Raw genomic sequence first — 23,365 nt, 5'->3', positions numbered from 1 at the left:
ATTTCTTATCTTTGTAGTAATGAGTAAAAATCTTTATATAATCGCAGGTTGCAATGGAGCGGGTAAAACAACTGCTTCGTTTACAATACTTCCTGAAATATTAAATTGTAAGGAGTTTGTAAATGCTGATGAAATAGCCAAAGGGCTTTCGCCATTTCAGCCTGAAGAGGTAGCTTTTGAAGCGGGCAGAATAATGCTTCACAGAATAAATGAATTATTAGCGAATAACGAAGTGTTTGCCTTTGAAACAACTTTAGCAACGAAAAGCTATAAACAGAAAGTTATTACAGCTCAGCAAAAAGATTATAAAGTTGTACTTTTGTTTTTCTGGCTGAATAATGTTGACCTGGCTATTGAGAGGGTTAAGCTCCGGGTTCAGGATGGTGGGCATAATATTGAAACCGATGTTATTAAGCGACGGTATAAAAATGGAATTACAAATTTATTTGATATATATTTGCCGATAGTTAATGAGGCATTGATTTTTGATAATACAGCTGGCAAGGCTGAATTGATTGCACAAAAAACGTTAGGTAACGATATTGAAGTTATACATAAAATCAAGTTCGATAAACTCAAAAATAATGAATCATGGGAGAACACACAACAACACCGACTCAGAAGAAGATTATAGACGCAATGGATAAAGTTTATGAAAAATTGATTGAGTCTAAAAAGAAAACTAACAGTGATTTAGTTGTCATGAAGGACGGTAAAATCGTAAGAATTAAAGCTAGTTCTTTATAAAATATTATTTCAATATGTCTAGTCCTGAAAATAGTTGACTGATTAGTAATGTAAAATTAGCTAAATCGGAATAGAATTAGTTTTGTTCCGATTTATTTTTTTCCAACTTTTTAGTTTGATTTGATTTTGTAAATGTGCCTGATTTGGAGTTAACATATTTATAGATAAATGCACTCTAATTTGATTGTAGTTTAAAATAGATTCTTCGACTTGTTTCTTTAGGTTCTCAAAATTTTCAAAGATTTCGAATAGCCCGAACTCTTCTTTTAAAATTCCATTGACCCTTTCTGCGATTGCATTTTCATAAGGGTCATAGCTTTGCGTCATGCTTATAAGAATATTGTTTTGAGTTAAATATTGGGTATACTCATTACTGCAATATTGAAGTCCTCTATCTGAATGATGTATAAGATTCTCACTGTATTTTCTATTACTAACAGCCATTTTTAACGCTTCCAATGTAGAAGATGCCATTAAATTATCCGCTAAACAATAACCTACAATTTTCTTAGAATATGCATCAGTTATTAAATGCAGGTAATATGTTTTATCTTTAATTCTTAGATATGTAATATCTGCTACCCAAACTTGTTCTGGTGCACTAAGCTTAATTTCTTTAATTAAATTCGGATATTTACGCATCCAATGTCTAGAATTAGTGGTCTTATAATACCTCCTAGCTTTAGGAACTAATAAATATTCTTCTCTTAAAAAATTAATTAATTTATCCCTGCCTATTTTTATCTCATATCTCTTAAGATCATCTTTTAGCATAAAGTAAAGCTTTTTGCTTCCCGTTTTTGGTAGTTTTTGACGTATGGATAGTACCAAAGATTTAAGATGTTCTTTATTAATACTGGACTTTTCCTCATGCGCTTTTCGTTTGTAATAGGCTTGTTTACTATAACCAAACAATCGGCATATTTTACCAGGACTAATTCTGTAAATATGACCTATTTCTTGGACTGCTTGGAACCAGACTTTTTTACAATTTCTATTTTCAGCTCACGTTCAGCTATTTCTACAAACTTTTTATAAACCAATAATTCCTGCTCTTTTATAGCCACTTGTGCTTCTAGTTCCTTGATGCGTTGAGATTGAGGGTCTTTCATAGGTCTTCCACGGGTTAACTTGTTATGATAGGTAAATTTACCATATTTTTTTAACCATCTATCAATACAAGCATGTCCACGGATATTATACCTTCTGCGAAGTTCTGCTTTAGTAGATAAACCCTGTTCAAATTCTTTTATAACTAGCCTTTTAAAGACTTCACTGAAAGTTTGTGGAGGTAACGGTCTTTTTAGACCTTTCTTTTCTGTTGACATAATTAACTTAATTATAGTCAACTTTTTTTAGGACAAGGCAATAACAAAAAAAGCCCTCATTTCTGAGGGCTTTTTTTGTGGGCAAAAATAAGCAGATTATTTTATTAGAAAAATAACCGAACTAAATCTACTTTCGTACTACAGGGAAATACAACTGGACGTTCTTTATATTGAGATTTTTAGCAAGGAGTTATTTTATATAAAAAAGGTTTACAGAACCCTATAAGTATAAGTACAATGGCAAAGATATCTAAGACAAGCTGGTGCTGAACTTTTACGACTAAGAAGACCTTAATTATGACCCTGCGATCTGTCGTTGGATGAACATATACCCGATGGCGGAAAAATGAGAAGATTTAGTCCATACAACTATGCTTTCGATAACCCTCTACGTTTTATTGATCCAGCCGTAGTTCCTTTGAGACAAAAAAATTAAACTTTAAGTAATATAATAATCTGCAGGAGGAACTAGTGGACTTATTTTTTTACCGTTTAATTCCAAAAGTGTATTTTCAATCATCACTGACATCGCATCTAAAGCCAACGCATTAGGTTGTAGTCCAAATGGTTTTTCTAATTCATCCGCTATAGCCTCCAAGGCTACAAAAGTATAGGCTATAAAAACGATGATAAATGGGGTAATCCATCCCATGGTTTCTACAAAACCAAAAGTCAATAAAAAACAATAGATATAAACCGTTCGGTGTAATAACACACTGTAAGTATAAGGGATTGGTGTACCGGCAATTCGTTCACATCCACCTACTATATCGGAGAGTTTATTCAAATTCTCTTCAAAAGCCAACTGAGTGACACTGTCAATTTTACCTTCAGATTTTGCGTTTTGCACCCAAATTCCTAATTCCTTCAAAATAATGATCGGTTTATAATGGACCTGCTCAAGAGTTGCTTTAAGCTCTTTTGAAAGCAGGCGTTCCATATCCTGATCCGAATTGGTCTTCCTCAGTTGGTGTTTTAAGGCATATACAAAGGCAATCAACAAATTAATGAAGTTCACACGCTGGACTTCATAGTCTTTATCAGGGATTAGTGTTAAACACTGCCTAGCTAAAGATCGTGTATCATTGAGCAATGCGCCCCAAAGTTTTCTGCTCTCCCAGAACCTATCGTAACTCACGCTATTGCGGAAACCCAAAAAGATCGCCAATGCTATTCCGAATAAGGTAAAGATAGCGGGATTGATGTGTAGATCGTATTGCAATAGATATGGTCTAAAATAGACTACCAATAGCGAAAAAAGCAATAATAACGACAGTCTTGGCAAAAGTTGTGGTAAAACGGAACCTTTCCATTCAAAAAGCATCTTAAACCAATTATTCTTTTCTTTTATAATCATATGAACTAATAAAATAATACCCCATAAAAGTACTTAAAAAGTAGAAAAAAATCAATGGCGAACACAACTGGTGATACTCAATTGATTTTCAAGATAGCGCACCGAACAGTAAGCTTAATTTAGTAGCCCAACTAAGAATCATACTCAAGAAAACTAAGGCAAGTAGCTCTGCAGCAACCCACCTTAGTATTAAATCGTGCTTTTTCATTCTAAAATCAATTAGAATTGGATTGCATTTCAAATAGTTGAACCTGACTTTTTAAACGATCAATAAGCAGATTCATCATCCTCTTATTTAAACTCGATGAATTTTGAATGTAGATGGTGTATTCCTCAAGGGTAAAAAGCCCCATAATAATTCCTTTGAGAGAATTTCGGAACTTGATATCTTTTTGAATGGAGTTCTCAATAGTTTGCATTTTCTTTTCAACCGTATAGGAATAAAAGTCAGCTTTATTTTTATTGATGTAGTTAAGAAAAACAGCAATAAATAAATCATTTTGGAGTTTCAAAATAGGCCTGATGGTTTGATTTTGGAACAGCTCATCTGCTGAAGATTGAGCGTTAACCGTGCCTAAAATTCCGCCTCTAAACTCTGCTAAAAATTGGTCTCTATCTTCCATGGTTTTTCTTTTAAATTTAAAAAAAAATCCCGTACGAAAAACCTACATTTGTTTATATAAAATAAAAATATGCGATTTCACACTAGAAAGTGGGTAAAACCCGAAGATTTAAATCCAAACGGAACTTTATTTGGCGGAAAATTATTGGCTTGGATCGATGAAGAGCTTGCCTTATATACCATCATTCAACTAGAAAATCCTAGAGTAGTGACCAAACACCTGTCGGAAATCAATTTCAAAAGCTCCGCAAGACAAGGAGATATTATAGAAATTGGACTTGATGTCGTAAAATTTGGTACTACTTCACTGGTTTTAAAATGTGCCGTGAGAAATATGATGACCCGAGAAACCATCATTACCATTGATCACGTGACCATGGTTAATTTAGGAGAAGACGGAAAACCGAAAGCCCACGGAAAAACACAAATTGAATACGTTAAAAACCGTCTCTAAAGTCATCCTATCCTCAATGCTAAAAATGCGTACAGTAGTGCCCTTTAGAAAAACAAAATAACAAACCAATGACTCAAAAAATACTACCGCTTGCTTTAGTACTGCTTCTTCTTGTTTCTTGTCATTCGAAAGACGAAAAAAACCAATATAATCAGGTTTATTATCGTGCTGTACATAATAAAGATACCGCAACACTTGTGATCAACAGAAACGATAAACGTTTCTATGGTCGCTACGAAATAGCGTATTATAAGATCGGAAAAGATTCCGGTGATGTAAGAGGAGATATAAAAGGAAATACCCTAAGAGGAGATTACCATTATATTTCAAATGGCGGTAGTTGGAAAAGAATCCCTTTGGCTTTGTTAGAAAAAGAAAACAAACTATTCCTAGGAAATGGGGTAGTAGGAACCTATATGAATTTACCTTGTTTTATGCCAGGTACTATTGATTACGATAAAACAAAGTTTGTTTTTGAAGAAGTGAAAAAATAGTAAAAAAAAAGTTTCAGATTTCAAGTTTACAGTAGGTGCTACCACTACTACTAGCAGTTTAATTGCCCAAACTATACACTTGAAATCTGAAACCTAATCTAATTTTCCAATTTGAGAAGGTAATTCAAAGATTTCCAAATCAAAATAGATGACAGAAGCCATGATATGGTCAAAAATATCAGCCATAATGTATTCGTAATTCGCCCAACGTTTATCACTAGAAAAAGCATAAATTTCCAAGGGAACTCCATGTGCAGTAGACTGCAATTGACGACACATCATGTGCATATCTTTATTCAAACCTGGATGCGTTACTAAATATTGAATGATGTATTTTCTAAACAAGCCTAAATTGGTCATGTTGCGTCCGTTAAGCGATAGACTTTTATCTATGTCGTGAACACCATTGTATTTCTCAATCTCAGCCTGTCTGCTTTCAATATAAGAACTGATCAATTGTACCCTTTTCATATGATTTAAATCATCATTATTCAAAAAACGAATACTGCTGCTTTTGATCAAAATATGTCTTTTGATACGTCTTCCGTCCGATTTCTGCATACCACGCCAGTTCTGAAATGAATCGGAACTTAAGGCGTAAGTAGGAATCGTGGTAATGGTATTGTCAAAATTCCGCACTTTAACGGTGGTTAAATTGATTTCAATCACATCTCCATCGGCACCGAATTTCTCCATGGTAATCCAGTCGCCAATACGAACCATATCATTTATCGCTACCTGAACACTGGATACAAATCCTAAAATTGTATCTCTAAAAATCAAGATAATAATAGCCGATAACGTTCCTAAAATGGTCAGTAATTCGCCTTTTTCTATTCCAAACAATTTAGAAATGATTAAGACAATTCCAAAAATCCAAAGCACAATCATGATTACCTGAATGAAACTATCAATAGGTTTATCACTGTATTCTGGTTTTTGCTTTAAGTAATCTCGTAAAGCATTAAAAATAGTTCTAATGATCCACAAACTGATCAAAACAATATACACCCCGACTATTTTTCCAAAAATAGCTTCCCAGTACTCATATTTATCTAAGATAATAGGGACAGCTTTATAAATAAAGAAAAACGGAATTAAATAGGCAGTGTATTTGGTTGTTTTATTATGAATTAAATAATCGTCAAATTTAGTTTTGGTCCGTTGCGCAAAAACAGCCGTCAGCGTAACCAAAACGAACTTGGCTAAGTAATAAATACCGTAAGCAAATGCGATTAAAATAACAATATTAAAAATGAGACTAGCATAAGACGCAAAATTGCGACTCATTCCCCAATCTCTAAAAAGAGGGTATAAAAAGTTGAATATTTTATCCAAAAGCTTATGCATTATTTTCTAAATATTTCTTCTCCACATAAAAAGTTCCAAAAGGAATTAGAGAAGCAATCAAGATAATTCCAAATGTATTTAAATTCCAATTTTGAGATTTTCTAAGCAAGATAGCCAAAATCACATATCCTATAAATAAGACACCGTGCGTCATTCCTAACGGACGTAATATAGTATGGTAGAGCTCTGGATTATTCGTTTTAATTACAAACATATTGGCAAACAAAGCTAAATAAGAAATTCCTTCTAAAATTGCGGTAACTTTAAAAATCTTGAGCATGAATATATTTTTTTGAGTTTATGGAGGCAAAATTAAGTAATATCGTTGGTTTTTGAGGTATGAATCAAGAAAGTAATTTACTTTTGTGTACTTAAACTTTGATAATGAGTAAACGTGATTTAAAAAAATATTTAGGGGATTTAAACAAAGCGCAACTGGAAGAACAAATTATTGAGTTGTATGAAAAATTTAGTCCGGTAAAAGTGTATTACGATTTTGTTTTTAATCCTAAAGAAGACAAGCTCTTGCAGGAGGCTAAAATCAAAATCTCGCACGAATATTTCCCTATCAAAAAGGAAAATACCAAATCACGACCAAAGGCAAAAATGCGTCGTTCGGTCGCTCAAAAATACATTAAACATTTCCTTTCGTTGGGAGTTGATCCTTTTGTCATTGCTGATATAATGTTATATAATATCGAAATAGCGCAAACCTATTCCTCCCAAAATTATATTAAACAAGATTTATTCTATAAGAGCATGCTGAACTCCTTTGAGCAGGCCATCACTTTTATTATTTCGAATGGCCTTTTGTCCGAATTTAAAGGCCGCATACAAACCATTCAGGAAGAAACAGTCGAGCAAAAGTGGAAAAACAAGCACGAATTCGAAGCAATTTCAGACAAAATTGACTTCTAAAAGTACTTCTCATAAAAAATCTTATTTAAAAAAATCATTTATTTTTGGTTAAAATAACACGAATAACTGTTTTTTAGGTGTATTTTTGCAAAAATCCAAAAATCAAAAATGTCTCAAAACACTTTAGAAATAGAAAGAGAAGAGAAAAAAGAACTTTATGCATACCAAAAGGGCGATATTGATGCCATTTTTGAGCGTTTAGACAATGCTCCTCAGAAACATCACTTATTGTACCAATTACCAACAGGAGGGGGAAAAACCGTTATCTTTTCTGAAATCGTTCGTCGTTATTTAGCCAATAACGATAAAAAAGTGGTGGTTTTAACACACCGTATCGAACTATGTAAACAAACCTCAAAAATGTTAAAAGGGTTTGGCGTTACCAATAAAATCATCAATAGTAAGGTAAAGGAACTTCCAGATCAAAATGAGTACTCTTGTTTTGTGGCGATGGTAGAAACTTTAAAAAACCGTATTAATGATGAAAAACTGCATCTAGACAATATTGGTTTAGTGATTATTGATGAGGCACATTACAATTCATTCCGTAAATTATTAAACTCATTCAAAAACGCTTTTATTCTTGGAGTAACAGCAACACCTTTGAGTTCAAATATAAAATTACCCATGCACCAAAGCTACGATGAACTTATAGTGGGTGATACCATTAGTTCATTGATTGCTCAAGGTTTCTTGGCTAGAGCCACTACCTATAGTTATGACGTAGGTTTAACCTCTTTAAAGGTAGGTATTAATGGTGATTATACCGTTAAATCATCTGATGATTTGTATACCAACACCATCATGCAAGAAAAATTATTGCATGCCTATACCGAGCGTTCTTTGGGTAAAAAGACCTTAATCTTCAACAACGGTATCCATACGTCATTGTATGTATATGAAACCTTTAGAGAAGCAGGTTATGACATTAGACACTTAGATAATACCAGCAGTGCAGAAGAGCGAAAAGACATTCTACATTGGTTCAAAAAAACACCAGATGCTATCTTAACTTCTGTAGGAATCTTAACCACTGGTTTTGACGAACCAACAGTGGAAACGATTATCTTAAACAGAGCAACAAAATCGTTAACTTTATACTACCAAATGATTGGTCGTGGTTCTCGTAAATTACCTGGTAAAGACGAGTTTACTGTGATTGATTTAGGTAATAATGCAGCACGTTTTGGTTTGTGGAGCGAGCCTGTTAACTGGCAACACATCTTTAAATCACCTGAATTCTATCTCGAGAATCTTCGTGATGATACCGAAATCGAATTGTACTTTAAATACAGCATGCCGCCCGAATTACGTGCGAAATTCAGTAAAACTGCTGACGTTACTTTTGATGTTGATGAAGAACACAAACTTATTATCAAACAAAATTTACGTTCGAAAGTAGTTTTAGATAAGTCACTTGAACAACATGCATCGATGTGTGTCGACAATACAGAAACCTTGCAAGAAGCAAAATCGTTAGGAAAAGAACTAGACGATGATATTGATTGCCGTATCAAACGTTATGCAAAATGTTTGAGCCAGTGTAGTAAAAACTACCGTGAATGGTTAATTGACGACTATAAATTAAAAATGGTTTTATTGATCGGTAAAAAATATCGTGAGAAAATCATGAATGAACCAGATTGATTATCTTAAAATGGTTTCAAAAATTACTTGCTCTTTGTCCAAGTCTAAAGCTTGAACAAAGAGTAAGTTAGTTATAAGCAAAGCAGCAACGTTGAAATATAGTATTTCAATAAACTTAATGGGTCGCTAAGAACCATTTTAACAAAACAACATACAGCACTAAATAAGAGCTGTACAACATAAAATAAAAAACAATGTCTAAACAATTCTCAGAATTAGGAATTTCAGCACCAATTTTAAAAGCGTTAAGCGAATTGAACATTGTTGAACCAACAGAAATTCAACAAAAAACAATTCCATTACTTTTAACTGAAACCCATGATTTTGTTGGTTTAGCCAAAACAGGGACCGGTAAAACAGCCGCTTTCGGATTGCCATTATTACAATTGATTGATACTACATCACCAGTTGTACAAGCCATTATTTTAGTTCCCACTAGAGAATTAGGTCATCAAATTTTTCGAAGTTTAGAAGATTTTGGAAAACACATTCCTAACATTTCTATTGCAGCAACTTGCGGAGGAATTCCAATAAAACCACAAATTGAACGCCTTAGCGCTCCAACACATATCGTGGTAGCTACTCCAGGACGTTTAATTGATTTATTACAACGCAAGGCAATTGACTTAAAACAAACACAGTTTTTAGTATTAGACGAAGCCGATGAAATGGTGTCGATTCTAAAAGAAAGCTTAGATGAAATCGTAGCTGAACTTCCTAAAAAACACCGTACTTTATTGTTCTCTGCTACTTTGCCAGGAACAATCAAGCAGTTGATTCAGAATTACTTAAATAAAAATGTAGTTCAAGTGAGCGCCAATATGGAAACAGTTGGTAACCAAGGAATTGATCACGAATACATCGTGGTGGATGCAATTGAAAAACTAGATGTTTTAATGCATTTTTTAAATTCAAGAGACGGTGAACGCGGTATTATTTTCTGCAAAACAAAAGCAGCAGTCAACAAATTAGCTAAAAATCTAGCCATAAACCGCTTTTCTTCAGGAGCCATCCACGGAAGTTTATCTCAGGGAATTAGAGATAGAATCATGGAGCAGTTTCGTGAGGGTCATATCAATATTCTAGTAGCGACTGATTTAGCCGCTAGAGGAATAGATGTTAAAGAAATTTCTTACGTAATAAATTACCACTTACCGGACGCTTATGAAACTTACGTTCACCGTAGTGGAAGAACGGCTAGGGCAGGGGCGAAAGGACTTTCATTGACGGTTTTACAACAAGAAGAAGTAGCAGAAATTCCTGAATTTGAAAGAGAATTAGGATTAAAATTTACTGAATTTAAAAAACCTACTGTAGCGAGTTTAGAAGAAAACAATACACTTTTATGGGCGAAACAAATCTTCAAAACAAAACCCAATCACGATATTTCAACTGACTTAAAGACAAAAGTTAAAACTGTTTTTCATCATCTTACCAAAGAGGAATTAATCGAAAAATTATTAGCCAATTACGTTTTACAGAACAAAGTTGAAGTAACGGAAAAACCTGTTAAAAAATTCAAAAAGTAATTATTTCAACTTTTGACTTTGAACATTAATGTTGTACTTTTATAAGGTATTTATTTTAAATAAGACATACCTATAAACAACGCTATATGAAAATAGTCATCATAGGAGGTGGTTTTGCAGGCATCAATCTAGCAAAAGAGCTTGTAAACCATCCTCAAATTCAAGTCACCCTTGTAGATAAGAATAATTATAATTTTTTCCCACCACTTATATATCAGGTAGCCACTGCATTTCTAGAACCCTCTAGTATCAGTTATCCTTTCAGAAAGTTTTTTGCAGGTAAAAAAAACCTGCAATTTCGCTTGGGAGAACTACTCTCTGTAGTGCCCGCGGAAAATAAAGTAATCCTCAGCAATGGAGAATTACCCTATGATCATTTGGTCTTTGCCACTGGCGCTGAAACCAGCTACTTTGGCATGGAAAACGTAATGAAAAACGCCATTCCGATGAAAACCTTAAATGATGCCATCGAAATGCGAAATACCCTACTCAAAAATCTCGAAAAAGCCTCCATAACGAAAGACATTAGAAAGCGCCGTAAATTGTTGACTATAGTCGTGGCGGGTGGAGGACCAACAGGAGTAGAGGTTTCGGGTATGTTTGCCGAAATGAGAAAAAATATTCTACTTAAGGAATACCCTGAATTAGACACAACCGCCAGTAATATTTATTTAGTTGATGGGGGAGACGCACTACTCTCTCCGATGAGTAAAGCTTCACAAGAAGATACACTAGAAGCACTTACACAATTAGGGGTTGTAGTTAAACTACACACCCGCGTTACAGACTACATAGACGATACCGTACATTTTGCCAATGGTGAAACCATCAAAACGAAAAATCTTATTTGGGCCGCAGGGGTTTCCGCCAAAGCTTTTGAAGGAATACCTCAAACAAGTTATGGACGTGGAAAACGTATGGCTACAGATGCTTTTAACAAAGTAAACGACTTTGAAAACATCTATGCTATTGGTGATACAGCCATCTTAGCTGGTGACCCACACTTTCCTGATGGGCACCCACAAGTGGCTCAAGTAGCTATTCAACAGGGAGTGAATTTGGCTAAGAACTTTAAAGCAAGGGTTCAAAACAAAGACCTAAAACCCTTTGTTTACAACGATAAAGGCTCTATGGCAATTATTGGAAAGAACAAGGCTGTAGTGGATTTACCAAGTCCCAAATGGCATTTTAAAGGATTTTTTGCTTGGATCATTTGGCTGTTTATACATTTAATCTCTTTGATCACGTACCGCAATAGACTAAACACTTTCTACAACTGGATGGTGGCTTATTTCGCCAGAGATCAATCACTGAGAATGATTATCAGACCCAATAAAAGACAATAAAAAAAGAGCCAATTGGCTCTTTTTTACTTTAACTATCATTATTATTCAGCGGTTGTAGGATCTATAGTCCCTAAAACCTGACTTACTGAATTGGCTGGAAAACCACCCAATTTAGCATGTTCATAAACCATTTCTTCATTTGGTGCAATGTAGACACAGTACAATTTATCTTTGGTAACATAACTATTTAACCATTGAATTTGTGTCCCCAATTGATTCAGTACACCACAGGAAGCCTGCGAAACACCTTTTAATTGATCCGCTGTCAGTTCACCTAAATTTGGGATTTCTCTTTCAATAACATACTTCGGCATAATACATAAGTATTTATTTCCTACTCGTGTGGCTTTTCAGTTTCGCCCCGTTTTTCAAATGGTCTCTGGATTCCATCTCTTTTAAACACTATAAAATTAATAAAATAAAGAATACTAAAAACGTTATTAATTGATTTTTAACGAGATACACTAATGTATTAATGTCCAATCATTACATCATCACCCGAACCAACTTCCACTTTTTCTTTGATAGAACGTCTTCCTACATTTAAAATAATAAAAGCCACAATAGTGGTTGTACACATAATAGCCACCATTGGTGCTACAGTATCTTTAACAAAAACCCCAACAGCAAATGAAGCCAAAGCTCCTAAACCTAGTTGAATAGCCCCCATTAAAGCCGAAGCACTTCCTGTATTTTTCGCAAAAGGTGCCATGGTTAGTCCTGCAGTATTAGGATTAGAAATACCCAAACATGCCAAGAATAAAAACAACATACCAATTGTTTCATATAAGCCCAATAGATTATTAAGTGAGAGTATTAAAAAGACAATACTAATAAAGGATTGCGAAATTAACGCTCCGAAAATCATCTGTTCACTCGTATATTTCTTTAATAAGATATTATTCAACTGACTTGAACCAATAAAACTAAGAGACATAAAAGCAAAAATCCAACCGTAAGTTTTAGCATCCACATGATAAATATCCATAAAAACGATAGGGGAGGCTGCTACGTACGAAAACAAACCAGAGAAAGCTACAGCACCTGTAAAGGCATAAGTATAGAACTGAGGCTCTTTAAGCACTTTTAGAAAATTCAAAATGATCGGTCTTGGTTTTAAGGATATAGAGGTATCCGGTTTGTACGTATTAGGCAAACCAACTTGTGAAGCGATTAAAATTAAAATCCCCATACACATCAGAATTAAAAAAACCATATGCCAACCATAATCTTCAGTAACATAACCTCCAATTGTCGGCGCTAGCATTGGTGAAAGCCCCACAACAAGCATTAATAAAGAAAATACTTTGGGAATATCTTTTACCGGAAACAAGTCCCTTACCATGGCCACAGAAGCCACTGTTGCAGCGCAGCTACCCACAGCCTGAACAAAACGCAAGAAGATAAAAGAATCTATATCAGCAACATAAACACATCCTAAAGATGCTAAAATGTATACCATCAAACCTATAAACAAAGGTTTTTTTCTTCCAAAACGATCCAATAGTGGTCCATAAAGTAATTGTCCAGCTGAAATTCCAATAAAATAACTCGATAAACTCATCGAAACTTTGGCAACTGTAGTGTGTAAATCTTTAGCAATACCCGAGAAACCAGGCAAATACATATCAATAGAAAAAGGGCCAAGTGCTGTTAATGAACCTAAAATCAGAATTAGCTTAATATATTTTTTTGTTGTCATTTTCTTAAAAAAGTGCTTTTAATTTTCTGCAAAGGTAAAGATTTCATATCTTGTTGTACTATTAATAGTCTTTTTAACAAAGGCCATGATGGATTACGCATTCATTGAATTCTGACAAACATTTAAAAACACTAATCTTAAATTATTGAATTATGAAAAAGTACATCTTAGTATTATCGGTTATTTTTACCACAGCAACATTTGCTCAAACCATTACCTCAAAAAAAGAAGAAGCCAGCATCGAGCAATATGAACTTCTTAAAAAAGTCAATAAATATTATCCAGACATCACTTTAAATAAAACGGTAACTAATTTTTACGCTGATGACAAAATTATCGACACTCAGCAAGAATTTAATTTAACTGGAACAAAATTTTCAAGTTATAAACTGGGCATTGAACCTGATAATAAAAAAGTATTGTATGAATACGTTTCTGATGAAACTGGAAAAGTTTACGGAGACATTACGGTTTTCAAAGGAAATGCACTAAGAACCACTTTTTCAGAAAAAAACAAAGAAATTAGCGTGATGCTAAACGGTAAATCTGTTTATTTGAAAAAATTAAAATAAAATAAAGAATTAAAGGAAAAGCATCACAAATCGTGATGCTTTTTTTTTATTCCGAAAAGGTATCAAAAAGTCAACTTAAACCTACCTTAATAATGTATATATTTTGACACATAATTTATATTATGTAAAATAGAATATTTTAGAACCTACTCATTCATTGCTTTTTAGCTTAAAAAACGAATGTCGTCGTTGGTGAAAAAGTATTTAAACGCATTATGCCGCCTAGAAAATGGAAAAAAGACAATTAAAAGCCTTTAATTTCATAAAATTTTGCATTTCCACAAAATAATCAGATTCTAATAAAGATGCTTTCATTGTACGACTTTATTTTATTATTTTTACAATCGATACTTTAAAAAAATTATCAAACGTATGAATACAATTGCTGAGCATATAGCCGATTTTTTAAAAGAATACCCGCCATTTGATAATTTAACTTTTCAGGAATTATCTGACATAGCTACAAACATTCGTGTTATCAATTTAGAGAAACACACTGTGCTATTTCAAAACAATGACATGCTTCATGATAGTTTTTATGTGGTAGCCTCTGGGGTTATCAATTTAACCACTATTGCTGATGCAGAAGAAACGATCATCAACAAATGCCACGAAGGTGATATTTTTGGTTTGAGACCTTTTTTCGCAAAGAACAATTACATGATGACGGCCAAAGCGCGTGAAGAAAGTATCATTTATGCTATTCCAATCGCTGTTTTCAGACCGTTTGTTGCTAATAATTCTGATGTTTTGAACTTTTTGTTGGAGAGTTTTGCAACCAATTCAAGACATACAAAAGACAATGTCGGCTCTAATGGAAAAATGCTTACTGATAACGACTTTTATGTCGATCAGCAATCAGAAATGCAATACATACAATCACTAAGCTACAACAATTCACCATTGACTACTGAGGCAGATAAAATCGTAAAAGATGTTGCGCTGTTAATGACTGATTCCATGGTAGACAATATTATTGTATGCGCAAAAAATAACCCTATTGGTATTGTCACTCACGCTGACTTATCATCAAAAATAGCCACTGGACGTTTTCCAATCACAGAAACGATAGATAAAATCATGTCGTCTCCTGTGGTTACTGTTATTGAAAATGTATCTTTGGCAGAGGCGCAATTGCTAATGTTAAAACACAATGTAACGCACCTATGTGTAACTAAAGATGGTACCAATAAATCTGCTGTTAAAGGAATTATTTCCGAGCATGATCTAATTGTTGCTCAAGCTAGTAACCCTGGTGTTTTAATAAAAGAAATTAAGCGCTCACAACTTCCTAAGGACTTAAAACAGATCAGAGATCGCTTGTCGGATTTAATCCAAAATTCGATTCAGAAAAACATTCCAATATCACATATTGGCAATATCGCTAGTGAAATCAACCTAGCCATTATTAAGCGTGCTGTCGAATTATCTATTTTAGACCTAGGCTCACCCCCTGCTCGATTTGCTTGGTTAAGTATTGGTAGTCAAGGACGTAAAGAACAACTTTTATTAACTGATCAAGATAGCATCTTAATTTTTGAAGATGTCACACCTGAAAAATACAGAGAAGTAAAAGATTATTTTTTAAGATTAGCCAAAAGAACCACTTCTATATTGGAAAAAGTAGGATATGAGCTTTGTCCAAACGGACATATGGGAAGCAATATGCTTTGGTGTAAATCACTAACTGACTGGACCAAACAATACAACAGCTGGATGAATACTCCAGGTGAGAACAGCAATGACTTAAGCAGCATTTTCTTTGATTATGAGATCATTTTTGGAGAGCCTAAAATTGAAGAAGTTATAGAAAATGTTATTTTCAAAAATGCCGTTAACAATACTTTGTTTTTTGATTTTTTAGGCAATGATGCCTTGAAAAAGAATTCACCTTTAAGTTTCTTCAAAAAATTCATCGTTGAAGAAGAAGGTCCTCATAAAACAAAGTTTGACATCAAAACGCGCGCTTTAATGCCTTTAATTGACGCTGCAAGATTACTGATTTTGAATGCCAACATCAAAGGAATAAAAAACACCAATTTACGATTCAAACAATTAGCCATTACAGACTCTAAAAACGCTGAAATATACTTAAGTTGTGCGGAAGCTTTTTTAACTTTATCAAAATTCAGAACTGTTGAAGGTTTAAAGAATGATGACTCAGGACAGTATATCAACATTACTGAAATGTCAAAAACTGATCGTGAGAAATTAAAAAATGCTTTAACCCCAATGAAAGACCTTGAGGAATTAATTAAGAGTAAATTTCAACTCACCCAATTCTCGTAAATATGCTAGACTGGCTCAAAAATATTAATAAAGAGTATCCGGAGTTTTGGAAAGACTACCTTAATAAATTCGAAACAAAACCCAATAGATTCGTAATTTTATCTACAGAGACTTCTGGCTTAAATCCCAACAAGGATGTAATCCTGTCGTTGGGTGCTTTTTCAGTAATTGAAGACAGCATTGTTATTAAAGAGAGTTTTGAAGCTGTTTTATTGCAATACAAATTTTTACACGATAACGGACTTTCCAATGAATTCATCATTGAGAGTAAAATGGTAAAAATGCCCGAACCAAATGCCATAGAAGCGTTTGTGAATTTTTTAGGTAATGCGGTTTTAATTGGTCACCATATTAATTTTGATATCGAAATGTTGAATGCCGCATTAGAACGTCTTGATTGTGGTCGATTAAAAAATGAAGCCTTAGACGTTGATGTCATGTATAGAAAATTAACGGATATCAATGACAAACAGTTTTCACTAGACGATTTATGTGAAATTTATAAAATCCCAAAAAGCGACAGAAATTCTTCCTCTGAGGATGCTTATAGAATTTCACTTTTGTTTTTAAAACTAAAATCAAGGTTAGGAATCAAATAAAATCCTTTTCGATAGAAATAAAAATGCCTCTTAAAAATTTAAGAGGCATTTTGTTTTTAACTAGTATCTGAATTAAGAAATTCTTTCGTTCATAATCACTTCGACAACTTCAGGATTCAACAAAGTTGAAGTGTCTCCAAAATTAGAAAAATCTCCTTCAGCTATCTTACGTAAAATTCTACGCATGATTTTTCCAGAACGTGTTTTTGGCAAACCAGAAACAAACTGAATTTTATCCAACTTAGCAATTGGTCCAATGTGATCTGAAATATGTTGATTGATTTCTTTACTTAAATTAGTTCTATCTCTATATTCTCCTGTTTCTTTCAAAATTACAAAACCATATAAAGCATTTCCTTTGATCGGATGCGGGAATCCAACGATAGCCGATTCTGCTACTGCAGGATGCTCATTGATAGCATCTTCTATTGGAGCCGTTCCTAGATTGTGTCCAGAAACAATCACCACATCATCCACTCTACCGGTAATTCTGTAATAACCTACTTCATCTCTTAATGCACCATCTCCTGTAAAATATTTACCTGGAAAAGCAGAGAAATAAGTGTCTTTATATCTTTGGTGATCTCCCCAAATCGTTCTGGCAATTCCTGGCCACGGAAATTTAATACACAAACTACCTACTACTTGATTTCCTTCAATTTCATTGCGTTTTTCATCCATTAAAACAGGCTGAATTCCAGGAAGTGGTAAAGTCGCATAGGTTGGTTTTGTTGGTGTTACAAAAGCAATCGGTGAAAGCATAATTCCACCTGTTTCCGTTTGCCACCAAGTATCCACAACTGGACATCTCTTATCCCCTACATGGTCATTAAACCAGTGCCATGCTTCTTCATTGATTGGTTCTCCAACCGACCCGATAACCTTAAGTGATTTTAGAGGGTATTTTTGAACATAATCTAAACTTTCTTTTGCCAATGAACGAATCGCTGTTGGCGCTGTATAGAATTGCGTAATCTTGTGTTTTTCAATAACTTCCCAAAAACGGCTGAAATCTGGATATGATGGTACTCCTTCAAAAATCACAGTAGTTCCACCATTTAATAGTGGTCCGTATAAAATATAAGAGTGACCTGTAATCCAACCAATATCAGCTGTACACCAGAAAATATCATTTTCTTCGTGATTAAATACATTTTTAAAAGTATAAGCGGTATACACCATATACCCTGCGGTAGTGTGAACCATTCCTTTTGGTTTTCCTGTAGATCCTGAAGTATACAAAATAAACAAAGGATCTTCAGCGTCCATGATTTCAGCCACACTATTATCTAATGCTGCGTCTAACAAGGGTTGCAACCAAACATCGCGACCTTCTTTCATTTTGATTTCAGTTTTAGTTCTTTTTACCACCAAAACTGTAGAAACAGTAGGACAAGTATCTAAGGCTTCATCAACAATTCCTTTTAGATCAATTGTTTTGTTTCCTCTATAACCTCCATCAGAAGTAATCACCATTTTACACTCACAATCGTTAATTCTAGCAGCAACAGCAGAAGCTGAAAATCCTGCAAAAACAACCGAGTGAATTGCTCCTATTCTGGCACAAGCCAAAACAGCAACCGCTAATTCAGGAATCATTGGCAAATAAATACAAACACGGTCTCCTTTTCGAACACCTTGCTCACGCAAAACATTCGACATTCTAGAAACTCTTTCGTACAATTCGTTATATGTAATATGTAGTGCGCTTTCAGAAGGTTCGTTTGGCTCAAAAATGATTGCCGTTTTCTCTCCTCTTTTGCTTAAATGTCTATCAATGCAATTTTTGGTAATGTTAACTTTTGCTTCAGTAAACCACTTTACTTCTGCTTCTGCCATATTAAAATCAACTACTTTTTCCCACTGTTGGTACCAAGTAAAATTTTCTTCAGCTATTTTTCCCCAAAATTTTCTTGGTTCTCTTATTGACTTATTGTAATGTTTAAAATATTGTTCTAAATTTTCAATTTTATAATAACTCATAGTTTGTTGAATTTTTCTATAAATGTATTAAATCTCATCGTATTCTTGAAATTATTTAATTCATAAATTTTACCAAAAAAAAACACATAATAAATAAAATATTATCTTTTAATGTATTTAATATAAATTTTTATATTTTCCCCCAAATAGACTAATCGCAAAAAAGGCCTGATAAATAAATATCAGGCCTTTTCATTTTTAACAATTTCAATAACAATTAACTCTGTAATTCGACATTACCCTGCTTTAGTCTATTTTGAAAATAGCAGCATCTTTATTAATTAAAATCAAAATTATGACAAGTGTCCTTAAAACTAAACACACTCCTAATCTTAGGATTACCTTCACCTAACTCACAACGCAGTCGAAGTTAAGTGAATGCAATATGCCGCTATATCGTTTTTTTTAATAAGTGCTTACTAATTCAAAATATTACCTAAAACAGAGATACAGTGCAAATTCCATCACACCCAAATGTGTGGTAATTCCTAATTTATTATTATCCAATCTTTTTCATTGCTGTCATAGATTCTCTCAACCACGCTCCTACTTCTTCGATAGGATGTTGACGAATTTCCTTGTTTACAGCAATTAAAATAGCGTTATCTACTCCAGTTGAACTTGAGAATGATTTTCCAATCACGTTTGTTTCAACAGTTTTCATATAATCAGTCAATAATGGCTTACAAGCATGGTCAAATAAATAACAACCATATTCTGCTGTATCCGAAATAACACGATTCATTTCAAACAATTTCTTTCTTGCAATAGTGTTCGCAATCAAAGGCAATTCATGTAATGACTCATAATAAGCAGATTCTTCAATAATTCCTGCTTCAGTCATTGTTTCAAAAGCCAACTCAACACCAGCTTTAACCATAGCAATCATTAAAACACCATTGTCAAAATATTCTTGTTCTGTAATTGCAGCTTCTTGTGGAGCAGTTTTCTCGAAGTTAGTTTGTCCTGTTGCAGCTCTCCAAGTCAATAAATTAACATCATCATTAGCCCAGTCAATCATCATGTTTTTAGAGAATTCGCCTGACATGATATCATCTTGGTGCTTTTGGAATAATGGACGCATAATGTCTTTTAATTCTTCAGCAATTTCATAAGCCTCAATTTTTGCAGGATTAGAAAGACGATCCATCATATTGGTAATACCTCCATGTTTCAACGCTTCTGTAATAGTTTCCCATCCGTATTGAATCAATTTTGAAGCATATCCAGCCTCGATTCCTTTTTCTACCATTTTATCGAAACATAAAATAGAACCAGTTTGTAACAAACCACAAAGAATAGTTTGCTCACCCATTAAATCTGATTTTACTTCAGCTACAAATGATGATTTCAAAACTCCTGCTTTATGTCCTCCAGTAGCTACAGCGTAAGCTTTTGCTTGATCTAAACCTAAACCGTTTGGATCATTTTCTGGGTGAACAGCAATAAGAGTTGGTACACCAAAACCTCTTTTATATTCTTCGCGTACTTCTGAACCTGGACATTTAGGAGCACACATAATAACAGTAATATCTTTACGAATCTGCATTCCTTCTTCTACGATATTAAAACCGTGAGAATAAGCCAAAGTAGAACCGTTTTTCATTAATGGCATAATAGCAGTCACTACAGCAGTATGTTGTTTATCTGGTGTAAGATTACACACTAAATCAGCAGTTGGAATTAATTCTTCATAAGTACCTACAGTAAAACCATTTTCAGTAGCATTTTTATAAGAAGCTCTCTTTTCAGCGATAGCATCTGCACGCAATGCATATGAAATATCTAAGCCAGAATCTCTCATGTTTAAACCTTGATTCAAACCTTGTGCACCACAACCTACAATGACAACTTTTTTCCCTGCAAGAGCAGCAATTCCATTTGCAAATTCTGATTGCTCCATAAATTCGCAAACGCCTAATTGTTCTAATTGTAATCTAAGTGGTAATGTGTTGAAATAATTTGCCATTTTTTTTAAAAATATTTAATGAATGTGTAATTTAATAATTGATTAATTTTTAGTGGAGTTGCGATCGTATAATACCAACCCTACCAGTGATATTATTGAAATGAATCTAACAATGTTGAAATTTCCATTTTTTCTTTGGAAACCGAAATTCTACCTGAACGTACAAATTGCATGATCCCGTAAGGTTTTAGCTTTGCGTACAATTCTTCAATTTCTGAACGTCTTCCTGATTTTGAAATCACAAAGAAATCACGAGAAACCGTCACAATTTGCGACTGACTTTCTTTGATGATATTTTGAATCTGTTTCTCATCAAACAACAGACTTGATTGTATTTTGAATAACGCATTTTCTAAGAAAATAGTTTCCTCATCTAAATGATAAAACGCTTTAATTACTTCAATTTGTTTTTCGATTTGCCCTACAATATTCTGTGCCCATTTTTCCGTAGTATTTACTACAATAATGAATTTAGAAACATTCTCTATCTCTGATTCTGAAACATTTAGACTTAATATATTAATGTGACGCTTTAAGAATATTCCCGATATTCTATTCAACAATCCCACGTTGTTTTCTGAGTATACCGATATGGTAAACATTTTATTTTCCATGTTGTTTTGTTTAAAGGTTATCTGATTTCAAGAGTCCGGTTTCGCAACCTAAAACTTAAAAATCCGAAACTTTTTATTAGCTTAATCTAATTTGAGAAACACAGGCTCCTGTTGGAATCATTGGAAATACATTATTCTCTTTCTCTACCATAACCTCTAAGAAATAAGAATCTTTTGAAGCCATCATTTCCGCTACAGCAGCATCTAGATCTTCCCTTTGCGTTACTTTTTTAGATTTAATGTGATACCCTTCAGCGATGGCAACAAAATTTGGATTGATCATTTTGGTTGACGCATAGCGATTATCAAAAAACAATTCCTGCCATTGACGTACCATTCCTAAGAACTCATTATTTAAAATAACAATTTTCACGGGTACCTTTGTTTGAAAAATAGTCCCTAATTCCTGGATGGTCATCTGAAAACCTCCATCTCCAATAATAGCTACAACTTCACGATCTGGTCTTCCCATTTTAGCTCCAATTGCAGCTGGTAAAGCAAATCCCATTGTTCCCAAACCTCCAGAGGTAATATTACTTTTTGTCGAATTGAATTTAGCATATCGACAAGCAAACATTTGGTGTTGCCCAACATCTGATACGATAATAGCATCTCCTTTAGAGTGTTTGTTGATCATCTCCATAGTTTCACCCATAGAAATACCTTTATTATTGGTTGGATTTAACTCTTCTTTTATAACAGAGTCAAATTCTATCTCATGTTTGGCTTTGAATTCATTATGCCAAGCATCGTGAGAATTTTGATTAAGAAGCGGCAATAAAGCACTTAAAGCTTCTTTTACATCTCCTAAAACAGCAACTTCTGTTTTAACATTTTTATCCACTTCCGCTGGATCAATTTCAAAGTGAATTACTTTGGCTTGCTTAGCGTAAGTCTTTAAATCTCCCGTCACACGATCATCAAAACGCATTCCCAATGCAATTAAGACGTCACATTCGTTAGTCAGTAAATTTGGACCGTAATTTCCGTGCATTCCCAACATTCCAACATTCAGTGGATGATCAGTTGGCAAAGCAGAAAGTCCCAATATAGTCCAAGCTGCAGGAATTCCAGACTTCTCAATTAAAGCCTTTAGTTGCTCTTCAGCCTGACCTAAAATAATTCCTTGTCCAAAAACAATAAAAGGTTTTTTAGCACTATTAATAAGAGCAGCAGCCTCAGCCACTTTATCTAATTTTAATTTCGGAACTGGAATATAACTTCTAATTCCAGTACATTTTTCATAACTAAAATCAAACTCATCAAACTGAGCATTTTTAGTAATATCAATCAAAACAGGACCTGGACGACCAGAACGCGCAATATAAAACGCTTTGGCAATAATCTCTGGAATTTCAGACGCTTCCGTCACTTGGTAATTCCATTTGGTTACTGGAGTTGAAATTCCAATAATATCAGTTTCTTGAAAAGCGTCAGAACCCAATAAATGCTTTCCTACTTGTCCGGTAATACATACCATTGGAGTAGAATCTATTTGAGCATCTGCAATTCCAGTAACTAAATTAGTTGCCCCTGGTCCAGAAGTAGCGATAGCTACCCCTACTTTTCCAGTAGCACGTGCATATCCTTGTGCAGCATGTGTCGCCCCTTGTTCGTGACGTACTAAAACATGGTGCAGTTGATCTTGAAATTTATATAGTTCGTCATAAACTGGCATTATAGCACCTCCTGGATATCCATAAACCAAGTCTACTCCTTCTGCTAACAAACATCTAATAACAGCCTCAGCGCCTGATATTTTCATAATATATATGTTTTTTCAAAAATCAATTTCGTTGGTTATCTCGAGCCTAAAAAATCAAACCTGGGTTTTCTCTTTTTTTA

21 protein-coding genes are annotated in these 23,365 nt (G+C 34.0%); 10 read left to right on the top strand and 11 right to left on the bottom strand.

Annotated features, from left to right (window positions below; all coding sequences use genetic code 11):
- The first annotated feature begins 19 nt into the window (after positions 1-19).
- Positions 20-634 (top strand): ATPase, encoded by a 615-nt coding sequence (locus AC51AA_RS03315; RefSeq protein ID WP_500704323.1) that lies wholly within the window; start codon positions 20-22, stop codon positions 632-634.
- Between the two features lie 173 nt (positions 635-807).
- On the opposite strand, the gene AC51AA_RS03310 is transcribed toward AC51AA_RS03315, so the two are convergent.
- The 3 genes from AC51AA_RS03310 to AC51AA_RS03300 all read right to left on the bottom strand — a co-directional run bounded on the left by AC51AA_RS03310 (position 808) and on the right by AC51AA_RS03300 (position 4,055).
- A protein-coding gene (locus AC51AA_RS03310; RefSeq protein WP_500704322.1) for an IS3 family transposase occupies positions 808-2,075 on the bottom strand; the annotation gives its coding sequence in 2 pieces (ribosomal slippage) (positions 808-1,736 and positions 1,736-2,075; 1,269 coding nt in all).
- Between the two features lie 439 nt (positions 2,076-2,514).
- On the bottom strand, positions 2,515-3,432 hold the full coding sequence (locus AC51AA_RS03305; RefSeq protein WP_500704321.1) for a bestrophin family protein: 918 nt from the start codon (positions 3,430-3,432) through the stop codon (positions 2,515-2,517).
- Between the two features lie 215 nt (positions 3,433-3,647).
- Positions 3,648-4,055, bottom strand: coding sequence for a glyoxalase (locus AC51AA_RS03300; protein WP_500704320.1), 408 nt, complete (start codon positions 4,053-4,055; stop codon positions 3,648-3,650).
- Positions 4,056-4,124: 69 nt separating this feature from the next.
- On the opposite strand from AC51AA_RS03300, the gene AC51AA_RS03295 reads away from it, so the two are divergent.
- On the top strand, positions 4,125-4,508 hold the full coding sequence (locus AC51AA_RS03295) for an acyl-CoA thioesterase (protein WP_500704319.1): 384 nt from the start codon (positions 4,125-4,127) through the stop codon (positions 4,506-4,508).
- 68 nt (positions 4,509-4,576) lie between these two features.
- Positions 4,577-5,002, top strand: a complete 426-nt coding sequence (locus tag AC51AA_RS03290) for a hypothetical protein (RefSeq protein WP_500704318.1) — start codon at positions 4,577-4,579, stop codon at positions 5,000-5,002.
- A 93-nt stretch (positions 5,003-5,095) separates the two neighbouring features.
- Here AC51AA_RS03290 and AC51AA_RS03285 read toward each other — a convergent pair whose 3' ends face one another.
- Both AC51AA_RS03285 and AC51AA_RS03280 read right to left on the bottom strand, forming a co-directional pair.
- Positions 5,096-6,352, bottom strand: a complete 1,257-nt coding sequence (locus tag AC51AA_RS03285; RefSeq protein ID WP_500704317.1) for a mechanosensitive ion channel family protein — start codon at positions 6,350-6,352, stop codon at positions 5,096-5,098.
- Positions 6,345-6,632, bottom strand: coding sequence for a DUF3817 domain-containing protein (locus AC51AA_RS03280; protein WP_500704316.1), 288 nt, complete (start codon positions 6,630-6,632; stop codon positions 6,345-6,347). Before AC51AA_RS03280 ends, AC51AA_RS03285 begins: the two co-directional genes overlap by 8 nt.
- A gap of 104 nt (positions 6,633-6,736) precedes the next feature.
- Between AC51AA_RS03280 and AC51AA_RS03275 the strand changes: the two genes are divergently transcribed.
- The 4 genes from AC51AA_RS03275 to AC51AA_RS03260 all read left to right on the top strand — a co-directional run bounded on the left by AC51AA_RS03275 (position 6,737) and on the right by AC51AA_RS03260 (position 11,792).
- On the top strand, positions 6,737-7,270 hold the full coding sequence (locus tag AC51AA_RS03275) for a DUF6155 family protein (protein WP_500704315.1): 534 nt from the start codon (positions 6,737-6,739) through the stop codon (positions 7,268-7,270).
- A 108-nt stretch (positions 7,271-7,378) separates the two neighbouring features.
- Positions 7,379-8,917: a DEAD/DEAH box helicase gene (locus AC51AA_RS03270; RefSeq protein ID WP_500704314.1), complete on the top strand. Its 1,539-nt coding sequence runs from the start codon at positions 7,379-7,381 to the stop codon at positions 8,915-8,917.
- A gap of 194 nt (positions 8,918-9,111) precedes the next feature.
- Entirely contained in the window at positions 9,112-10,446 is a 1,335-nt protein-coding gene (locus AC51AA_RS03265) for a DEAD/DEAH box helicase (protein ID WP_500704313.1), read from the top strand.
- Positions 10,447-10,532: 86 nt separating this feature from the next.
- Positions 10,533-11,792, top strand: a complete 1,260-nt coding sequence (locus tag AC51AA_RS03260) for an NAD(P)/FAD-dependent oxidoreductase (protein ID WP_500704312.1) — start codon at positions 10,533-10,535, stop codon at positions 11,790-11,792.
- Between the two features lie 41 nt (positions 11,793-11,833).
- Here AC51AA_RS03260 and AC51AA_RS03255 read toward each other — a convergent pair whose 3' ends face one another.
- Positions 11,834-12,106, bottom strand: coding sequence for a DUF4242 domain-containing protein (locus AC51AA_RS03255; protein ID WP_500704311.1), 273 nt, complete (start codon positions 12,104-12,106; stop codon positions 11,834-11,836).
- Positions 12,107-12,264: 158 nt separating this feature from the next.
- Positions 12,265-13,494 carry a multidrug effflux MFS transporter gene (locus tag AC51AA_RS03250; protein ID WP_500704310.1) on the bottom strand — a complete coding sequence of 410 codons (1,230 nt, stop codon included), beginning with the start codon at positions 13,492-13,494 and terminating at the stop codon, positions 12,265-12,267.
- Between the two features lie 152 nt (positions 13,495-13,646).
- On the opposite strand from AC51AA_RS03250, the gene AC51AA_RS03245 reads away from it, so the two are divergent.
- The 3 genes from AC51AA_RS03245 to AC51AA_RS03235 all read left to right on the top strand — a co-directional run bounded on the left by AC51AA_RS03245 (position 13,647) and on the right by AC51AA_RS03235 (position 16,954).
- Positions 13,647-14,066: a hypothetical protein gene (locus AC51AA_RS03245; protein WP_500704309.1), complete on the top strand. Its 420-nt coding sequence runs from the start codon at positions 13,647-13,649 to the stop codon at positions 14,064-14,066.
- Positions 14,067-14,438: 372 nt separating this feature from the next.
- On the top strand, positions 14,439-16,355 hold the full coding sequence (locus AC51AA_RS03240; RefSeq protein WP_500704308.1) for a DUF294 nucleotidyltransferase-like domain-containing protein: 1,917 nt from the start codon (positions 14,439-14,441) through the stop codon (positions 16,353-16,355).
- 2 nt (positions 16,356-16,357) lie between these two features.
- Positions 16,358-16,954 carry a 3'-5' exonuclease gene (locus AC51AA_RS03235; protein ID WP_500704307.1) on the top strand — a complete coding sequence of 199 codons (597 nt, stop codon included), beginning with the start codon at positions 16,358-16,360 and terminating at the stop codon, positions 16,952-16,954.
- Positions 16,955-17,026: 72 nt separating this feature from the next.
- On the opposite strand, the gene acs is transcribed toward AC51AA_RS03235, so the two are convergent.
- The 4 genes from acs to ilvB all read right to left on the bottom strand — a co-directional run bounded on the left by acs (position 17,027) and on the right by ilvB (position 23,285).
- A complete protein-coding gene (acs, locus tag AC51AA_RS03230; RefSeq protein WP_500704306.1) occupies positions 17,027-18,937 on the bottom strand; it encodes an acetate--CoA ligase in 1,911 nt (636 codons plus the stop codon).
- Positions 18,938-19,436: 499 nt separating this feature from the next.
- The gene (gene ilvC, locus AC51AA_RS03225; RefSeq protein ID WP_500704305.1) at positions 19,437-20,906 is read right to left on the bottom strand and encodes a ketol-acid reductoisomerase; all 1,470 of its coding nucleotides are present in this window, start codon (positions 20,904-20,906) and stop codon (positions 19,437-19,439) included.
- A gap of 92 nt (positions 20,907-20,998) precedes the next feature.
- Positions 20,999-21,520, bottom strand: coding sequence for an acetolactate synthase small subunit (gene ilvN, locus AC51AA_RS03220; RefSeq protein ID WP_500704304.1), 522 nt, complete (start codon positions 21,518-21,520; stop codon positions 20,999-21,001).
- Positions 21,521-21,596: 76 nt separating this feature from the next.
- The gene (gene ilvB, locus AC51AA_RS03215; RefSeq protein WP_500704303.1) at positions 21,597-23,285 is read right to left on the bottom strand and encodes a biosynthetic-type acetolactate synthase large subunit; all 1,689 of its coding nucleotides are present in this window, start codon (positions 23,283-23,285) and stop codon (positions 21,597-21,599) included.
- Positions 23,286-23,365: the final 80 nt, after the last annotated feature.

This window comes from Flavobacterium sp. OHVDL-2026-0007 (genome assembly GCF_059882335.1).
The sequence above is the reverse complement of the archived record's forward strand: the minus strand, read 5'-3'. Positions and strand labels throughout refer to the sequence as shown.